12 protein-coding genes are annotated in these 16,111 nt (G+C 70.3%); 4 read left to right on the forward strand and 8 right to left on the reverse strand.

The window, feature by feature from the left end:
• Positions 1 to 197: 197 nt before the first annotated feature.
• Positions 198 to 1,007: a carbohydrate-binding protein gene (locus K8638_RS43685; RefSeq protein WP_223760723.1), complete on the forward strand. Its 810-nt coding sequence runs from the start codon at positions 198 to 200 to the stop codon at positions 1,005 to 1,007.
• Between the two features lie 144 nt (positions 1,008 to 1,151).
• Positions 1,152 to 3,155 (forward strand): molecular chaperone HtpG, encoded by a 2,004-nt coding sequence (gene htpG, locus K8638_RS43690; RefSeq protein ID WP_223760724.1) that lies wholly within the window; start codon positions 1,152 to 1,154, stop codon positions 3,153 to 3,155.
• Between the two features lie 243 nt (positions 3,156 to 3,398).
• Here the strand turns inward: htpG and K8638_RS43695 are convergent, their stop codons facing one another.
• From K8638_RS43695 to K8638_RS43705, 3 genes are all read right to left on the reverse strand, one after another.
• Positions 3,399 to 4,574, reverse strand: coding sequence for an acyltransferase family protein (locus K8638_RS43695; protein WP_223760725.1), 1,176 nt, complete (start codon positions 4,572 to 4,574; stop codon positions 3,399 to 3,401).
• A gap of 65 nt (positions 4,575 to 4,639) precedes the next feature.
• Complete coding sequence (locus K8638_RS43700; protein ID WP_223760726.1) at positions 4,640 to 8,515, reverse strand: serine/threonine-protein kinase PknK; 3,876 nt, start codon at positions 8,513 to 8,515, stop codon at positions 4,640 to 4,642.
• A 69-nt stretch (positions 8,516 to 8,584) separates the two neighbouring features.
• Entirely contained in the window at positions 8,585 to 9,217 is a 633-nt protein-coding gene (locus K8638_RS43705) for an RNA polymerase sigma factor (RefSeq protein WP_223760727.1), read from the reverse strand.
• 291 nt (positions 9,218 to 9,508) lie between these two features.
• Here K8638_RS43705 and K8638_RS43710 point away from each other — a divergent pair, with 291 nt between their 5' ends.
• Positions 9,509 to 10,969, forward strand: a complete 1,461-nt coding sequence (locus K8638_RS43710) for a hypothetical protein (RefSeq protein WP_223760728.1) — start codon at positions 9,509 to 9,511, stop codon at positions 10,967 to 10,969.
• 60 nt (positions 10,970 to 11,029) lie between these two features.
• Here the strand turns inward: K8638_RS43710 and K8638_RS43715 are convergent, their stop codons facing one another.
• Positions 11,030 to 11,629 carry a macro domain-containing protein gene (locus K8638_RS43715; protein WP_223760729.1) on the reverse strand — a complete coding sequence of 200 codons (600 nt, stop codon included), beginning with the start codon at positions 11,627 to 11,629 and terminating at the stop codon, positions 11,030 to 11,032.
• A gap of 68 nt (positions 11,630 to 11,697) precedes the next feature.
• On the opposite strand from K8638_RS43715, the gene K8638_RS43720 reads away from it, so the two are divergent.
• Positions 11,698 to 12,306, forward strand: coding sequence for a hypothetical protein (locus K8638_RS43720; protein ID WP_223760730.1), 609 nt, complete (start codon positions 11,698 to 11,700; stop codon positions 12,304 to 12,306).
• A 125-nt stretch (positions 12,307 to 12,431) separates the two neighbouring features.
• Here the strand turns inward: K8638_RS43720 and K8638_RS43725 are convergent, their stop codons facing one another.
• The 4 genes from K8638_RS43725 to K8638_RS43740 all read right to left on the reverse strand — a co-directional run.
• Positions 12,432 to 13,232, reverse strand: coding sequence for a hypothetical protein (locus K8638_RS43725; protein WP_223760734.1), 801 nt, complete (start codon positions 13,230 to 13,232; stop codon positions 12,432 to 12,434).
• Positions 13,229 to 14,566 (reverse strand): DUF4150 domain-containing protein, encoded by a 1,338-nt coding sequence (locus K8638_RS43730; protein ID WP_223760731.1) that lies wholly within the window; start codon positions 14,564 to 14,566, stop codon positions 13,229 to 13,231. Before K8638_RS43730 ends, K8638_RS43725 begins: the two co-directional genes overlap by 4 nt.
• A gap of 12 nt (positions 14,567 to 14,578) precedes the next feature.
• Positions 14,579 to 15,118, reverse strand: coding sequence for a hypothetical protein (locus K8638_RS43735; RefSeq protein ID WP_223760732.1), 540 nt, complete (start codon positions 15,116 to 15,118; stop codon positions 14,579 to 14,581).
• A gap of 489 nt (positions 15,119 to 15,607) precedes the next feature.
• Positions 15,608 to 16,111 (reverse strand): DUF2169 domain-containing protein (locus K8638_RS43740; protein WP_223760733.1); only part of this gene is annotated, 504 nt, incomplete at its 5' end.

The raw sequence follows: 16,111 nt of genomic DNA on the forward strand, positions 1-16,111 counted from the left end.
CCCCCACTCCTGTCCAACCCACCCGGTAACTCCGCGTAACTCCTACCCCAAACTGCCAGGAAGATGCGATCGCCCTGGCGCTGAGCAGGCGCGGCGCGACGAAAGTCGGAGCGGGCTGTCAACATGCGCGGGCCCTGGATGACCCAGGGTCCCCGGTGCCCGGCTCCGTGCCTGGGCTCGCGAGAGGAACCTCCCCCATGACGAAGACACCCCGCACCACCGCTTCCGCCCCTCGCCGGCGCGCCCTGCTGGCCGTGCTGGCCGGGCTCGTCCTCGGCTTCACCTCCACGCCCGCCCTGGCCGCGGACGAGGTACGTCTGCTCAGGGCCCACAGCAGCGTGGGCAGCCGCTACGGCATGGTCTGGCAGGACGTCACCTACACCCTGGTGGTGAAGAACCTGGCCTACGAGAAGTTCGTCTACGTCCACCAGAAGGAGCCGGACGGCACCTGGGTGGACCTGCCCGGCTCCTACGTGGGCCCCGCCGGCAACGGCTTCGAAATCTGGAAGGTCACGAAGCAGTACGCCAGCTACGGCACGGACCCGCAGCCGACCCGCGACCTGGAGTTCGTTCCGCGCTTCGTGGTGGGCGGCACGTCGTACTGGGACAACAACGGCGGCGCCAACTACCACCTCGGCCGGAACGACGGCCCCCTGCTCAACGGAACCCACGTCCTGGTGGACGCCAGCTACTGGCGCGACAACGGCGACCTGGACGTCAGCATCGACGTGCAGAACCTCGCCTATTCCAAGAACGTGACGGTGGTCTACACCACGGACGGCTGGGCCACCTCGCACGAGGCACCCGCGCAGTACGTCAGCGGCTACACCTACGGTTACTCCTACATCTCCAGCCCCAACGCCAAGGGCGTGGAGCGCTGGCAGGCCCACATCCCGGCCATCTCCGGCAACGTGCTGCTCTTCTACGTCCGCTACGAGGTGAACGGGCAGACGTACTGGGACAGCAACTTCGGCTACAACTACCAGCACACCCGCCCCACCCCGTAGTCACGGGTAGGAGAAACCCGGGGGCGCGGCGGCCCGCCCGGCCGGCGGACAGACCTCCGGGCCCCTGCCCTCGACACGTCCATTTCCATGGTTATGGGGAAGGCGACGCTCGCGCCCCACGGGGCGCCCGGAGGCCTTTTCCACATGACGGTCGAGAATTCCCCCCAGCGGGAAACCCATGCCTTCCAGGCTGAAATCAATCAGCTCCTCAGCCTGGTCATCAACTCGCTCTACAGCCACAAGGAGATCTTCCTCCGCGAGCTGGTGTCGAATGCGTCCGACGCGCTCGACAAGCTGCGCTTCCGCTCCATTACGGAGCCCGAGCTGCTGGCGGACGACCCGGCGTTGGAGCTGCGGGTCATCCCCGACGCGGAGAAGGGCACCCTCACCATCGAGGACACCGGCATCGGCATGACGCATGACGAGCTGGTGAAGAACCTGGGCACCATCGCCCACTCCGGCTCGCGCGAGTTCCTGGAGGCCCTGTCCCAGCGCGGGCAGAAGGACATGCAGCTCATCGGCCAGTTCGGCGTGGGCTTCTACAGCGCGTACCTCGTGGCGGACCGGGTGGAGGTGGTCAGCCGCGCTCCCGGCAAGGACCAGCCGGCGTGGAAGTGGACGTCGGAGGCCAAGGGCTCCTTCACCGTGGAGCCCGCCGAGCGCGCGACGCGCGGCACGGCCGTCACCCTCCACCTCAAGGAGGACCAGAAGGAGTTCCTCGAGGAGTACCGGCTGCGCACGCTGATTACGCAGTACTCGGACTACGTGGGCCACCCCATCAAGCTCCAGGTGAAGAAGACCACCGGGACGGGGGACGACGCGAAGACGGAGACGGCCCTGGAGGTGGTCAACAAGGCCAGCGCCCTGTGGCAGCGCTCGAAGTCCGAAATCACGGACGAGCAGTACCAGGAGTTCTACAAGCACCTGACGCATGACTGGGAAGCGCCGCTGGCGTGGACGCACTTCCGCACGGATGGCCACCAGCAGTTCACCGGCCTGCTCTTCGTGCCCAAGCACCCGCCGTTCGATTTGAACGCCCAGCAGCAGCGCGGGGTGCGGCTGTTCGTCAAGCGCGTCTTCATCATGGACCGCTGCGAGGAGCTGGTGCCGCAGTGGCTGCGCTTCGTGCGCGGCGTCATCGACTCGGACGACCTGCCGCTGAACGTGTCGCGCGAGCTGTTGCAGGACTCGCAGGTGGTGCGCGCCATCCGCAAGCACGTGGTGAAGAAGTCGCTGGAGCTGCTGGAGAAGCTGGCCAAGGACAAGCCGGAGGACTACCGCGAGTTCTGGAAGTCGTTCGGCACGGTGGTGAAGGAGGGCCTGGCCATCGAGTCCGAGAACAAGGACAAGATTGGCGGCCTCCTGCGCTACGAGAGCTCGCGCGAGGAGGGGCTCACCTCGCTGGCGGACTACGTGTCGCGGATGAAGGAGGGCCAGGAGGCCATCTATTACATCTACGGCGAGTCCCGGCAGGCGGTGGCGGACAGCCCGCACCTGGAGGCGCTGAAGCAGCGCGGCTTCGAGGTCCTCTACATGACGGACCCGGTGGACGAGTGGGCCGCGCAGGGCCTGCGCGAGTTCCAGGGCAAGCCGCTGGTGTCCGCGCTCCAGGCGGACCTGAAGCTGCAGTCCACGGACGAGCAGAAGAAGGAGCAGGAGCAGCACGCGCAAGGACTGAAGTCGCTCACCGAGCGGATGAAGGACGTGCTCAAGGACTCGGTGCGCGAGGTGCGCGTGTCGGACCGGCTGACGGACTCGCCGGTGTGCCTCGTGGTGCCGGAGGGCGGCTCGCCGGCCTACCTGGAGCGGCTGCTCGCGCAGCGCGGCAAGGGCATGGGCATGCCGCGCGTGAAGCGCATCATGGAGGTGAACCCGAGCCACCCCGTCATCACCCACCTGAAGGCCGTGCACGAGCGGCAGCCGGACGCGGCGCAGGTGACGGAGTGGATTGAATTGCTGCACGACCAGGCGCTGCTCACCGAGGGCAGCACCATCTCCGACCCGAACCGCTTCGCGCGGCGGATGACGGGGCTGCTGACGCAGGTGGCCGCCCAGGCCGCGCAGGGCCCCACCAACGCGGCCGTGGCCCAGGCCCCGGTGCAGGAGCCCGCGGCCCCGCAGCCGCCCGCGTCCACGCAGGCGAGCTGACGCGGAGGTGAGCCGGAGCGGCGCCGCGAGGCCTCGCTCCGGCTTCAGCGCGTCCCCCCGCGCACGCGAGCGCGCGGATGCGGAGATGAGCCGGAGCGGCGCCGCGCGGCCTCGCTCCGGCTTCAGCGCTTCCCCCCGCGCACGCGAGCGCGCGGATGCGGAGATGAGCCGGAGCGGCGCCTTGCGGCCTCGCTCCGGCTTCCGGACTTCACCCGCCCGCGCGGCCTCGCTTCGCCCGCCGCCTCAGACGGCCGGCGGGCTGATGGCGGACTGGGGCTCCACGGCCGCCGCCCGGCGCGTGCGGCGGAACTTCAGGCCGACGAGGGGCCGCAGGAAGGGTACCTGGAAGAAGACCTCCGTCAGCGCCCACGTGCCCAGAATGGTCGACACCAGCACGAGCGTGAAGCTCGTCCACCCGCCCAGCGGCAGCTTCAGCAGCGGGTAGGCCATCACCACCAGCACCATCTCGTGGAGGATGTAGAACGGGAAGGCCCTGTCTCGGGCGTACTTCAGCCAGGCGCTCGTCGTGGTGACCAGCGTGCGGGCCCAGGCGAGCGCCGCGAGCATGAAGCACCACCCGGCCAGGAAAATGAGCAGGGTGTGCGGCACCCGCGACAACTGGAAGGGAAGGAAGAACGCCACGCCGCAGGTGACGGCCGCCGACACCGTCAGCACCTTGCGCTTCTCCACCAGGTGCTCCCACAGGCGCGGGCTGCGCCCGAAGAAGTTCCCGATGATGAAGAACAGCAGCAGGTGGTTGAACAGCCAGTAGTCATTCACCAGCGCCATCGTCGGCGGGTAGTCGTACAGCCACAGGCGGTTGAGCGCGGGCGGCAGGAACAGCAGCCACAGGTTCACCCCTCGCAGCAGCCACGCCTCCACCCGGGCGCAGAAGCGCTCACCGCTGGCGCTGCGCAGCCACGCGTACAGCGGCAGCAGCACGACGTTGTAGAGGAACAGGTAGCAGAGCAGCCAGAGGTGGTGCCAGCTCAGGCTGCCCGCGGGCCACGGCACGAACTCGAGGACGGACGGCCAGAACTCCAGGTAGCTGCCCTGGAAGCGCCCCTGGATGAGCCGCTCGATGTAGATCTGCGGCGGGGTGATGAAGAAGATGCCGAACACCAGCGGAATCAGCAGCCGCTTCGCGCGGTCTCCCAAGAGCCCCGCCACCGTGCGCTGGCGGAACGCGTAGGCGGTGGCCACGCCGGAGATGAGCAGCAGCATCGGCAGCCGCACCTGCCCCGCGGCGAGGATGGGCCCCTTCAGCGACGTCAGCTCGATGGGGCTCTTCACGATCCACTTGAAGGGCCCGTAGATGAGCCCCACGTGGTGGACGTGCACCAGGATGATGGCGACGAAGCGAATCCAGTCCAGGTCGGGACGGTAGTGGGCGGCGGGAGGCGGCGGGGAGTCGCTCATGATGAAAGGTCCGGAAGGAGGCGCCCCGGAGCCTAGCCGGGACTGGTGCCGGACCTGTAGTCCCCTCAGCCCGGGCGGACGCCCAGGCCGGGCGCCAGCGTGGCCACCAGTGCCTGCATGTCCACGACGCCCTGGTCCTCCATCCACGCCGCCGCCAGTTCCAGGTGCGCCACGCCATCGGGCCCATCCGTCAGCTCGCCCAGCGCATACCGGGTGACCTCCCGATGGAGCGCCATGTCCGCCCGACTGAAGCCCACCAGGGCCTGGGCGAGCAGCGTCCGCGCCGTGTCCCCATCTCCCTCCAGCCGGGCCACGCCCGCGCGCACCAGCGCGGAGAGGGGCGCCGCCATCGGCAGGTGCTCCCGGCCAATGCGCCGGGCCTGGGCGCGCGCATCCGCCAGCAACGCCCGCCGCGTCCAGCGTGCCTCGACTCCCACGGGGGGCGGCTGACGCTCCTCGAGCTGCTCCGCCGCGGCCAGCGCCGCGCGCGCCCGGGCGTGCCGGACATGCGCGTCGTAGAAGCGCAGTGACGGGGTGGCGCGGTACAGGCCGGCCCACCGGGCCTGCACCTCCCGCCACGCCCTCCACGGACGGCCCTCGTACAGCGCCGTGTGGACGTGGGCCAGCAGCAGGCAGTAGCTCGCGCGCTGGGCGTGCGCCACGCGGGTGGCGTCATTCCAGTCCTCCCCGCCCGCGGAGCCCCGCGCCAGTGACTCCAGCGCCCGCTCCGCGAGCCGCCACGCGCGGGGGCCCTGGCCGCGCGTGAGCCAGGGCAGGAGGCAGTCCCCCAGGCAGCTCTCGATGATTCCGAAGATGTCCCCGCGCTGCGTGGAGTCCTCGAGGAACCGCTCCAGCCGCTCGCCGAGCCGCCGCAGCTCGCCGCGCATGGCCAGCGCGCCATGGTGGTGGGCAGCGAGCATGTCCAGCTCCCAGACGACGCCGGTACAGCGCCGCCGCAGGACGGCCTCACCGCGCTCGCACACCCGCACCGTCTCGCGCCACTGGCCGTGGGTGAAGGCCCGGGAGGCCTGGGCCAGCAGCGACCAGCCCTCGTCGCGCGCATCCGCCGTCCAGCGGGCCAGCCGCTCCACCTGGCCGAGCAGCTTCAGGCAATGCCTGTCCATCCAGCCGCCCTTGAGGTGCGCTTCCATGGCGGCCTCGAAGGCGAGCGCCCGGCACACGGAGGATGCCTCCCCCACCTCCAGGACACGCCGCAGGTACCTCATGCGGAACGCGTCCGCGAGCACGGCGTCCACCTGCGCGAAGCTGGTGGCCGCGGTCCACAGCGCCTCCAGCCTCGGCCGCTCCTCGGGAGGCACCTGGCTGCGCGCGCGGGGCTCCGGCTCCCGGTGCGACTTGAGGAAGCGGAGCCGGTACCAGGCGGCGGACACCAGCGCCTGCCGCCGGGTGCGAGGCACGGGAACGCCCTCCTCCTCCAGCACCGCGCGCAACAACCGCCAGCCCTCCTCCACCCTGCCGCACTGGATGGACTGCTCCGCGGCGCGGCGACGCAGGGTGCGCACCCTCCCGGCCTCCGCGCCGCCGAGCGCCTCCGCCGCCTCCAGGTAGCGCGCCGCCGCGTCCACCCGGCGGCCCAGGTTGGCGAGCACGTCGCCCAGCCGCTCCAGCAGCCCCGGCCGGTCCGCGCTGTCTCCCAGCAACGCGAGGCCCTGCTCATAGAGCCGCGCGGCGTGGTCGAAGGCCAGTGCGTGGGCGGCGCGGCCGGCCGCGCGCACCGCGTAGCCCCCCGCGCGCTTCCGCTCGCCCGCGCCCAGCCACTGGGCCACCAGCAGCTCCAGGTTCTCCGAGCCGGCGCGCTCCAGCGCCTCGGCGAGTCCCCGGTGCCGCCGCGCGCGAGCCCCGTCCCTGAGCCCGGCGAGCGCCGCCTCGCGCGTGCAGTCGTGGTACGGGGTCACGGTCTCCGCACGCTCCCCGCACGTGAGCCGGAGCAGCGACGCATCACACAGCTCGGAGACCAGGGGCCGGCCTCCCGGGTCCAGACCGGCCGCGTCCAGCAGCACGTCGCGGGGAACGGGCACCCCCGCCACCGCGGCCAGCTCCACCAGCGTGCGCTGCACGGGAGGAAGCGCGCGCAGGCGCTCGGACAGCAGCCGGTGGATGTCCAGGGGCGTCCCGACGTCCATGGCCTCGCCCTGGCTGGCGAGGGACGCGAGGTACCGGGCCGCCTCGCCCACCACGAACGGGCAGCCGCCGGTCTGCGTGGCGAGCGAGCGCATCACGTCCGCGCTCACGCGCGTGCCCTCCAGCAACTGCCGCGCGAGCACCCGCACCTCTCCCGCGGCGAGCGGCCCCAGGGGAAGCATCCGGACGCGCGCCGGGGGCGTGTTCAGCCCGCTGCCCGGGCGTGAGCAGCCGCCATCTCCGCTCCGGTAGGTGAGCACGAGGAGGAGCGCGGGCGGCTCCGGGTCTCTCAGGAGCTGCTCCAGGAGCCGCGCCGAGTCGGTGTCCCCCCAGTGCGCGTCGTCAATCCACACCACCAGCGGGCCCCGGTACGCGAGACGGGTGAGCAGCTCGCGGAGGGCCTCGATGCCCAGCCTGCGCAGCTCGACATCCGCCGGCAGCGCGGTAGGAACCGGGGCGCCGTGGAGCGCGGACACCCGGCCCAGCACGGGGAACAGGCGCACGAGCGCGTGCGCCTGCTCCGGGACGAGCGGCGCCACATCCTCCCCCCGGAGCGTGGAGAGGTGCGCGGCCAGCGCGTCGATGATGGGGTCCAGCGACGGATAGGCCACCACCTCCCGCGGATGGCAGCGGCCCCGGAGGACGAGCAGCTCGCCCTGCCGCCGGAGGAACTCGCGCACCAGCGTGGACTTGCCGATGCCGGAGGGGCCGTGGACGTGGACGGTGAGCTGCTGGCCCCGCCGCGTGACGCGCCGGAGCGCATCATCCAGGACCGCCAGCTCGGCGGCCCGGCCCACGAAGGACGACTTCGGGGGCACGAAGAGCGGCTCGTCGCGCCACGGGCCGTTGTCCCCTGCGGCCCCCGTCGGCAGCAGCCGGGCCAGCAGGGCGTCCGCATCCGGCCGCTCCCCGGGCGTGAGGGACAGCAGCGCCATCGCCAGCTCGGCCAGGTCGTCCGGCGCGCCGGGGACGAGCGTCCTCGGGTCGGGCGGTGGCTCGGCGCGCCTGCGCTGGAGGAGCAGCTCCGCATCCCCCGTCAGGAAGTAGGCCGTCTCGTCCCGGAAGGGACGGTAGCCGGTGAGCGCCTCGTACAGCACGAGCCCCACGGCATACAGGTCGGAGGCCGGGGTGAGCGGCCCGCCCCGGAGCTGCTCGGGGGCCATGTACGGCAGCGTCCCGGCGGCGGAGCCGTCCCTCAAGGGGAGCCGCTCCTGGAGCTCCGTGGCCAGCCCGAAGTCGACGATGACGACGCGCCCCTCGGGCGAGACGAGCACGTTGGAGGGCTTGATGTCGCGATGGACGAGCCCGGACGCATGGAGCGCGCGCAGGCCGCGGACGAGCTGCGCCAGCCCGGCACGCAGGCGCGCGGCGGCCTCGGGCGTCAGGGGGGAGAGCCCCGGCGGCACGGCGCCCGCCTCGCGCGGCCTGGGGCGCATCGCCGCCCTCCTGGACGGAGGGAGCTCCGGGCGGACCCAGCGCAGGAAGTCCACCCCGTCCACCAGCTCCATGCTGAAGCAGCAGAAGTCCTCGCCGACGATGAGGTCATGGAGCTGGACGAGGTTGGGGTGGCTGAGCCCGGCGCGGGAGCGGAACTCCCGCTTGAGGGCATGGAGCGAGGACGGTCCCGCCTGCCGCATCACCTTGAGCGCCACGTCGCGCCGCAGCTCGCGGTCATGCACGCGGTAGACGGTGCCCATCCCGCCCTCCCCCATGCGTCCCAGCAACCGGAAGCGCGTGCTCCGCGCGAAGGGCCGCAGGTTGGGAGGCAGCCCCGCTCCCGCCGTCGAATCTTCCTTCATTCCCCCTCGTCTCCTCGGATGGCTCACCGTGGAGAAAGAGGGCAACGCCGCGCCGGATGTGAACGCGGCTCAGGCGGAGGTGGAGGACTCACGGGAGAGCAGCTCGGCCTCGCGCGCGAGCACGCGGAGCCGGGCCTTGATGCGCTGGAACTGCTGGCGGAGCACGGCCGCCCGGCGGGCGAGGGCCTCGGGCGTCGCCGGCTCGTCCGGCTCCGAGAGCTGCCGCGCCACGTCCGTCCAGGACATCCGCCGGTCGATTCTCAGCTCCAGGAGGACCTGCTCGCGAGGCTCCAGGCGCGAGCGCAGGGCCCGGATGCGCTCCTTCACGTCGGTGCGGAGCCAGGGCTGCGTGCGGGACCACTCGTGCTGGGGCTGCTGGGAGAAGGCGCCATGGCTCACCGGCACCTCGCGCCCGGCGGGTGCGGCGGCGAGCCGGTAGGCGACGTTGCGCGCCACGCGGTGGGCCCACGTCCGGAAGGAGCTCTCCCAGCGGAAGGCGGGCAGGTCCATCAGCAGCGCCTCGCTGAAGATGGCGTAGGCCTCCCGGGCCCGCTCCGTGTCCCGCAGGAGGGAGGCCAGCAACCGCATGAGCTCCGCCCCGTAGCCGGACAGGGCCACCTCCACGGCGCGCCCCACGTCCCCCTGCTCGCAGAGCTCACGGATTCGCTGCTCCAGGACCTCTCGCCGCTCGGGCTGCTCCATGTCGACCCCCACTTCGAATCTGACAACCCCACCCGCGACTGGCGAGGGCGCGAGGAGGCCGCCCTTCACATCCACGCGGCCCCTGCGCTCCCAGGTGGACAGCGCGCCGCGCGAACGTGATGCGCGGTCCGGTCCTCGACGCGAGGCGGCGGAGAGGCCCTGGCCCGTGCGCCCGGCGGCGGTCTCCGTGCGGACCGCGCTGGGTATCCGCCGACTCAGTTCCGGCGAGGCCCAGCCGCCCGCTCAGGCATCGGATATCCTCCAGGCCATCTGGAAATGGAGCTCCCCGACATGAAGCGAGTGGTGCTTGGACTGATGGCGGCCGTCGTGCTGGCCGCGTGCGCGGGTCACGAGAAGGCGGGAGACCGCGCCGCCGCGGTGGGTGACTGGAAGGGCGCGTACTCGGCATACCGCCAGGCGCTGGCGAACGACCCGGACAGTCCGGAGCTGAAGACGAAGTACGACGAGGCCCGTGGGCAGGCGCTCCAGGACGCGCGGAACCGCGCGCAGGCCTGCGCGCAGGTGGAGGACTGGGACTGCGCGCTCGCGGAGTCGGACTTCGCGCTCTCCGTCGACGGAGGCAACGCCGAGATTGCCTCCTTCCGCGCGCACGCCGCGACCCAGGTGGCGCTGCGGCAGCTCCAGCTCGCGACCGAGCAGGCGCAGCGCGGGCAGTTCGCGGAGGCCGCCGACCTGATGGGACGCGCCACGCAGCTCTCCCAGGCCCCCGAGGTCCGGAGCCGGGCCGAGGAGGTGCGGCGCCTCATCGTCACCACCGGGCGCGTCCGGGCGGACGGCTTCCGGAAGGAGCGCAACATCATCGCGGCCCACGAGCTGGCGCAGCTCGTCGCGAGCCTGGACGCCTCGCAGGCCGGCTGGGCCCAGGGCATCGCGGCCGAGCACGAGAAGTTCGTCACCGCGGAGTACGAGCGGCTGGCGCAGGAGGGGGACGCCGCCCGGGCGAGGCACGACTGGACGCTCGCGCAGGACCGCTATCGCGCGGCGCTGAACATGAAGCAGGGTGGGCGTGCGGCCCCGTTGGAGCAGTACGTCACCCACATGCTCCAGGCCGAGCGGCAGCTGTCGAATCGCGACTGGAATGGGGCCGCGAACGCCTACCGGGGCGCCGTGAACACCGGCCAGGATGACGGCCATGCGTCGCAGCAGCTCGACCGCGTGCAGCTCCGGCCGTACCGCATCGCCGTGCGCTCGGTGATGGTGTCGCCCACCCGGCCGGACGGCAATACCTGGGTCGGTGTGGCCAGCCCGCTGTTCAGCCGGCTCGCCCACCGGCTGACGCAGATGGCCGAGCGCCGGGGCCTGTCGGACGTGGTGCTGGAGATGGCCATGGCCATTCCCGACGAGAACCGGCCCCGGCTCCGCGTGGAGGCCGTGCTCCCGGACGGCCTGCACCTGACGACGCCGGCCCGCGGCGGCATCTACACCGGCTTCGACTCCGAGTTCGTCACCCTGTCCAACGCGTTCGACGAGCAGCGCGTCACCTTCCAGGTGTACGCGGACGGCCCGCGCGGCAGCGAGCTGGTGGGCTCGGTGGACGTGGCCGTGCGCGAGCTGGTGGAGCAGCGCGAGGTGTCCCTCCGGGGGCGCTCCATCCTCTCGCTGAAGCTGTCGGCGGCGGCCGGAGAGGGCCGCGAGCCGGGCTCGTTCCTGGGCATGGCGCGCGTGGTGCCCATGCCGCCGGGCCACCCGGCCACGCCCCCGCCGGGGCATGCCGCCACTCCGGCTCCGTGAGCAGACGCGCGAGCCCGCCCCTCTACGTGAAGCGGAGGGACGGGCCCGTGCTTTGGCGGCTCAACCGATGAGGTCGAAGTGGGACTGGAGCGTCTGTCCTGGCGTCGGCGGAGGCCAGGGCTCCCCCAGGACGACGACGTTCCACGCGTGACGCATCTGCCGCGCGGCACGCTCGGGAGGCATCTTCCCCACGGCCGTGCACAACCCGGGGCAGAGGAGGCTGCGGATGGGCCTGGCCGGGTTCGCCGCGTTGTGCGCCAGCACGGCCCGCAGCGTGGCCCGGAAGGCGAGCCAGGCATTCACCGTGTCGGGCACCGCCATGGGGATGCGCATCGTGGGAGCACTCACCAGCCAGGGTATCTCCGCGTGGCGCGTCTCGATGATGACCGCCGAGCCCACGGGCAACTCACCGTGGTGCTCCTTCCGGAGCAGCTCCCGCAGCCGCGCCTGGAGGTCCCAGCCGAAGAACTGGCTGTAGACCAGGTCGATGCCGCCATCCATGTAGCCGAAGCTGTTGGCCGGGCTGACGATGGCATCCGCGCGTTCCTCGAAGATGTCGCCGCCGGAGACCTCTACGCCTTCACAGTGGAGGAACGCCCGGCGCCAGGCCAACACCATGGCGGGATTCAGGTCGCGAAGCTTGAGGGTGAGCTGGGACATGAACCCGGCATCATACCCGCGCCTCCTCTCTGTACGACCGAGCCGCTTCACGATACGGAGGCGCCACCATGACGACTCCCTCATTCACCCTGGCGCGCACGAACACCGGCTACTTCGAGCCCCTGCTCGTGCTGGTCGGCGTGAAGGACACCTCTCCGGGCGAGCTGACTCGCGCCATCGACGTATGGACGTCGGTGCTGAAGCTGACGGGCAAGCAGTCCGTGCTTCGCGACGAGCAACTGGAAGACAGCGACCCATGGTTCGGCGTCGGGGTGAGGACCGCCGCCGGAGAGGTACTCGACGAGCGTGGGGTGTTCGACGCGCTGGGCCGCGCGGAGACCGCCCCCACCGAGGCCTTCGTACGCGCGCTCATCGCCTTCAACCGGGAGAACACCGACGCGCTCGAGGGCGGGCTCGCGACGCACGAAGAGCTCGAGACCGGGAGCGCCGCCGTGGAATGGCTCGTACGCCAGGACCTGGGACAGCTCGAGCTGTACCTGAAGTTCCTCGAGTCCATCGACCTCGAGCACACCGTCGAACAGGTGAGCGTGGTGCTGCGCCTCGCGGAGGTCTATTCAGCGAAGCAGCTCGCGCCGCTGGTGAAGTGGGCCGAGGAGAACGACGCGTCGCTCCTCAACGACTGGCTCGCGGACGAGCGCGCGTGGAAGGAGCGCTGAGCGCGGCCGCAGCGCCCCAAATCCAGCAGCACCGCCTCCGCCGCGCGCCGGCCGGAGCCCAGGGCCCCATCGAGGGACGCATTGTCCCCGGTAGTCTCCACAGACATTGTGAACGGCGACTCTCGTCAACCACCGCTCAACTCCTGCTTGTGGTCCTCGATTACTTCATTGAGGAGCGCTTGCTGGGTCTTGTCACGCGCACGGACCTCAACACCCGCTCTTGGGAGCAATGTCGAAGGCGCCCTGATAAGAGCGATTGCGCCACGTTCCGGGTGCTCGAGAGGAATGACCGCCGACGAGGCCCCAAGCTCGGTGAGCGAGAATCCCAAACGTGTGAAGAACTCGTAGGCCTTGGCCGGCGCCTCGCGATTCGGCCCAAGGTTGTAGTACTGCGTTTGCTTCCGAGGAACGGCCTCCAAGCTGACTCGGGCTACAATTACCGAGCGTAGCAAGTCGGAGAAGGTCGGGAAGGGCTGCGCAGCTGCAGCCTTGCCGCTCACCAGGTCCTCTTCGTGAATGCGGAGGAGCGCCGCGTCACGTCCGTCGGATGTCGGACGGGAGAGTTCGAAGAAGTCGTCCGGGTGGCGACCGTTGTAGTCGTCCTCGCCGATGGCGAACTTGAGGTAGCGGCGAGAGTCGGGCCGCTCCCGTTGAGGATCCTCAAGATCCTCGAGCAACACCGAGATTGAGGTCGTACCCCACATCAACCGCAAGCCGCCGGTTGCTGCGCCCATGCTCTCTAGGAACTCGCGATACACGCGAGGCAGTGTGTCGAGCCCTCCATGTGGCTTGGCCAGGGCAGCAATCTGGTCGGCCGTGGCCGGTTCGAAACCCTGAGTGCTGCCGGGTTTCCATCGCTCCATGAACGCGAGCAAGCCCGTCATCGACAAGGGAGGGGGAGCCTCGAGAAGCTTTGACCAGGTCATCCGCACGTCTGCGCCTCGATGTCACACCGGGCCATGAAAAGCGTGTCCTGACACGACTGGCAGGAAAGCACCGTTTTCTCCGACCTGCGTCGCATGTTGACACGCTCCTCGACAGACTCGCCGCCCTTTCCCTCATTGATAGCGGCGGCGCTTGGAGGCTTCCAAGCCCCCGGCCCCTTGCCATCAGCCCCCTCAACCTTACCCCTAGACGGAGAGTAGTTGACGGGGCCGCGATAGAACACCTCGAAGCTCAATTTCTTTGCTCGAGGGAATGAGAAATACATCTCGGTCATCGAGTTCGCGACGTGACCGCTCTTGCCGATGAGTTTAGCGCCCGCGCAGGTTCCAGGGAGGTTACTGTATCCATCCTCACCTCGGATGACGTTGTTCTCCGTGGTGTCCCACTGCTTGGCCATCTTGTCGATGGCATTGGCGTCTCCTACGGCGCACCTCGGGTTGATGGCCATGAAGTCCTCCAGCGTGGCGGCTTCCCCAATAACTGTGCAACCATAAGCCTCGGCGATGGCCTTGAACCCGACAGGTAACTCGCCACCCGATACTGCGGCGAATTTCTTACCATTGCGGCACACCATGACCCCAAACATGTACCCACTTGACTTCTCGCGACGATGATTCTCAAGCCCCCTGCGCTTCTCCTTAAGCAACTGGATTTGCGCCATCCGCGCATCCAGGGTCGTCTGCCTGGGTGGTGGATTTGGACCCTCAAGAAGGCGCTTGAGTTCGGCTTCCTTCGTTACAACATCCTGGTTGACCTTGGCCCATTCGGCCTCGCGCGCCTTGAGGTCGTTGAGAATCTTGTTGGCGATGTCGAAGCTCTCTTCTGGATGCTCCGGCACCGCGTGGCTGTCCGGGTCCTTCTGACAGATGATGCACGCCCCTTCGAAGTCGTCCCCGTAGGCGAATCCCGTCCCATTCTGCCCATTCGACATGAACGTGGTGTTGAACGAGTTGCCGTTGTGGAGGGTGACGTCGAGGAAGCGCACGACGCCCTTCCCCTCAATCTTCACGTCCACGCTGCCGCTGCCCCAGGCCATCTTCCCCTTGAACTTGGAGGAGATGAGGCCGCCCGCCGTTCCCGGCTCATCGCCGGAGCTGATGCTCAACTCGGAGTCGGTCAGCGCCACCGGGTGTCCATTGATGGTGACGCTCTTGCTGCCCTTGGTGAGCATGGAGTCCTGGGCCGAATTGACGAAGGGCGTGGGCACCGGCCCTCCCGGTGTCGGCACCTTGCAGACGTCCGGCGCGGCCGAGGTGTGCGTGTTACCGCTGCCCTTGTGCAGGATGGAGCGGCCGTTGGCGAAGACCTTGCTCATGGTTCCTCCTCATTACTGCGGAATCATCTCCACGACGCAGGCACCAATGCGCCCACCGTCGGCACTGCCATAGACGAGCGTCCTGCGTGCGCTGGCCTGCCGCCAGCGCGCCTGGTGCAGGGCCACGCCCAGCATGACGGGGCCCGCGCCGGCCCCGGCGTCCCCCAGTCCTTCACCCGCGACGTGCACGCGTAGGGGCTCGGGCATGAGGGAAACGTTGCGCAGGTAGGCGCGGGAGAATTCGGTGCCCCAGAAGGAGTCTCCAGGCTGACAGGCCAGGACGGCGTCCACGCGCCGCGAGCCCGTCACCGCGTTTCGCCGCAGGGCATGGAGGACTTCCGTCAGCCCATCGGCCAGGCTGGGGCCGCGCTGTGAGAAGGGCTTCGGCTCCACGGCGAGGGCCGTGCCCAGCAGGACGCCCGTGGCCTCCAGCTTGAGGGACTTGGGGGCGCCCGGCCGCGCCAGTGCGACGAAGCCCGCCGCCTCGCCCGGAATCCTCCCGTCCGGATTCCGGCGCCCCAGGTGCAGCCGCGCGCCCACCAGCGCCTTCAAGGAAGCAGTATCGGAGAGAGTCCACCGCGCCTACCAGGGCCAGCGCCCCAGCCCGGCCGGAGTGCAGGTCCTTCTGAGCCGTGGCCAGGGCTTCGAAGAAGGAGGCCCGCCCAGCCTCGTGCACCTGCACGACTTCCAGCCGTCCCTCCGTCTCGGCCAGCAGCGCCGCCACCAGCGCCTCTTGCTCCACTTGGGCGCCCAGCCCCGCCTCGGGCAATCCGAGGTACAGCGGCACTCGCCCTGGAGGCAGGGACTCCAGCAGTGGCCGCACCCCGGCGAGGGCCTGCCGGGCCAGCGCCGTCATGCGCTCGGTGCGAGTGAGGGAGTCGTCGAGGAGACTCAACCGCGAGGCCCGCATGGGCTCTGCTACCTCGTCCAGCACCTCCGTCAGGGTGAAGCGCACGAGGCCGGCGCGCAGCGACGCCAGCGTCATGTGCGCCGAGGTGCCCACGGGCGTGCAGAGGCCCAGTCCCACCACCCGCGCTCCACTCATGGCGCGTCCTCCCCGGGCAGCAAGAGCCGCACGGTACTCACCTCATGCGTGGCCAGCTGCCGGTGCGCCGGAAACGTCGCCCGCCAGGTGAGGACGAGCCGGCGCTCCTCTGGCTCCAGCAGCACCGTGTCCAGCACCATGCGCCGCCTCTCCCTCCGTCCGGCGAAGGTGCAGCGGGCCAGCAGCCTGTGCGTGGGGAGGGTGAAGGCCAGGGGCCCGTCGGGAGAGACGCCCTCCAGTACCACCGGCTCTCCGCCGCGCAGGTGAGTCGAAGCCCGCAGGCCCTCGGGAGCGGCGTGGAAGAAGCGCTCGTCGAAGTCCCGAGGCCAGAGTGGGGCGCGCTTCTCCACCCAGGCCGCGTCATACGTCCCCGCCCAGCCCAGGCGCGGTTGCCAGTGCCGCGCCACCGGGCCGAAACCGCTGGGCGGTGGCCTGTCCGCCCAGCCGCGCACGAGGGCCTCGGGCGCCTCGATGGAGGGCAGGGGCTTTTCCACCGCCTC

Origin of the sequence: Myxococcus sp. RHSTA-1-4 (assembly GCF_020037125.1) — a bacterium.
Taxonomy (GTDB): Bacteria; Myxococcota; Myxococcia; order Myxococcales; family Myxococcaceae; genus Myxococcus.

Excerpts from the sequence above, each read along its gene's own strand:
- K8638_RS43685 (WP_223760723.1), top strand. The coding sequence starts at position 198 with ATGACGAAGACACCCCGCACCACCGCTTCCGCCCCTCGCCGGCGCGCC.
- htpG (WP_223760724.1), top strand. The coding sequence starts at position 1,152 with ATGACGGTCGAGAATTCCCCCCAGCGGGAAACCCATGCCTTCCAGGCT.
- K8638_RS43695 (WP_223760725.1), bottom strand. The coding sequence starts at position 4,574 with ATGAGCGACTCCCCGCCGCCTCCCGCCGCCCACTACCGTCCCGACCTG.
- K8638_RS43700 (WP_223760726.1), bottom strand. The coding sequence starts at position 8,515 with ATGAAGGAAGATTCGACGGCGGGAGCGGGGCTGCCTCCCAACCTGCGG.
- K8638_RS43705 (WP_223760727.1), bottom strand. The coding sequence starts at position 9,217 with ATGGAGCAGCCCGAGCGGCGAGAGGTCCTGGAGCAGCGAATCCGTGAG.
- K8638_RS43710 (WP_223760728.1), top strand. The coding sequence starts at position 9,509 with ATGAAGCGAGTGGTGCTTGGACTGATGGCGGCCGTCGTGCTGGCCGCG.
- K8638_RS43715 (WP_223760729.1), bottom strand. The coding sequence starts at position 11,629 with ATGTCCCAGCTCACCCTCAAGCTTCGCGACCTGAATCCCGCCATGGTG.
- K8638_RS43720 (WP_223760730.1), top strand. The coding sequence starts at position 11,698 with ATGACGACTCCCTCATTCACCCTGGCGCGCACGAACACCGGCTACTTC.
- K8638_RS43725 (WP_223760734.1), bottom strand. The coding sequence starts at position 13,232 with ATGACCTGGTCAAAGCTTCTCGAGGCTCCCCCTCCCTTGTCGATGACG.
- K8638_RS43730 (WP_223760731.1), bottom strand. The coding sequence starts at position 14,566 with ATGAGCAAGGTCTTCGCCAACGGCCGCTCCATCCTGCACAAGGGCAGC.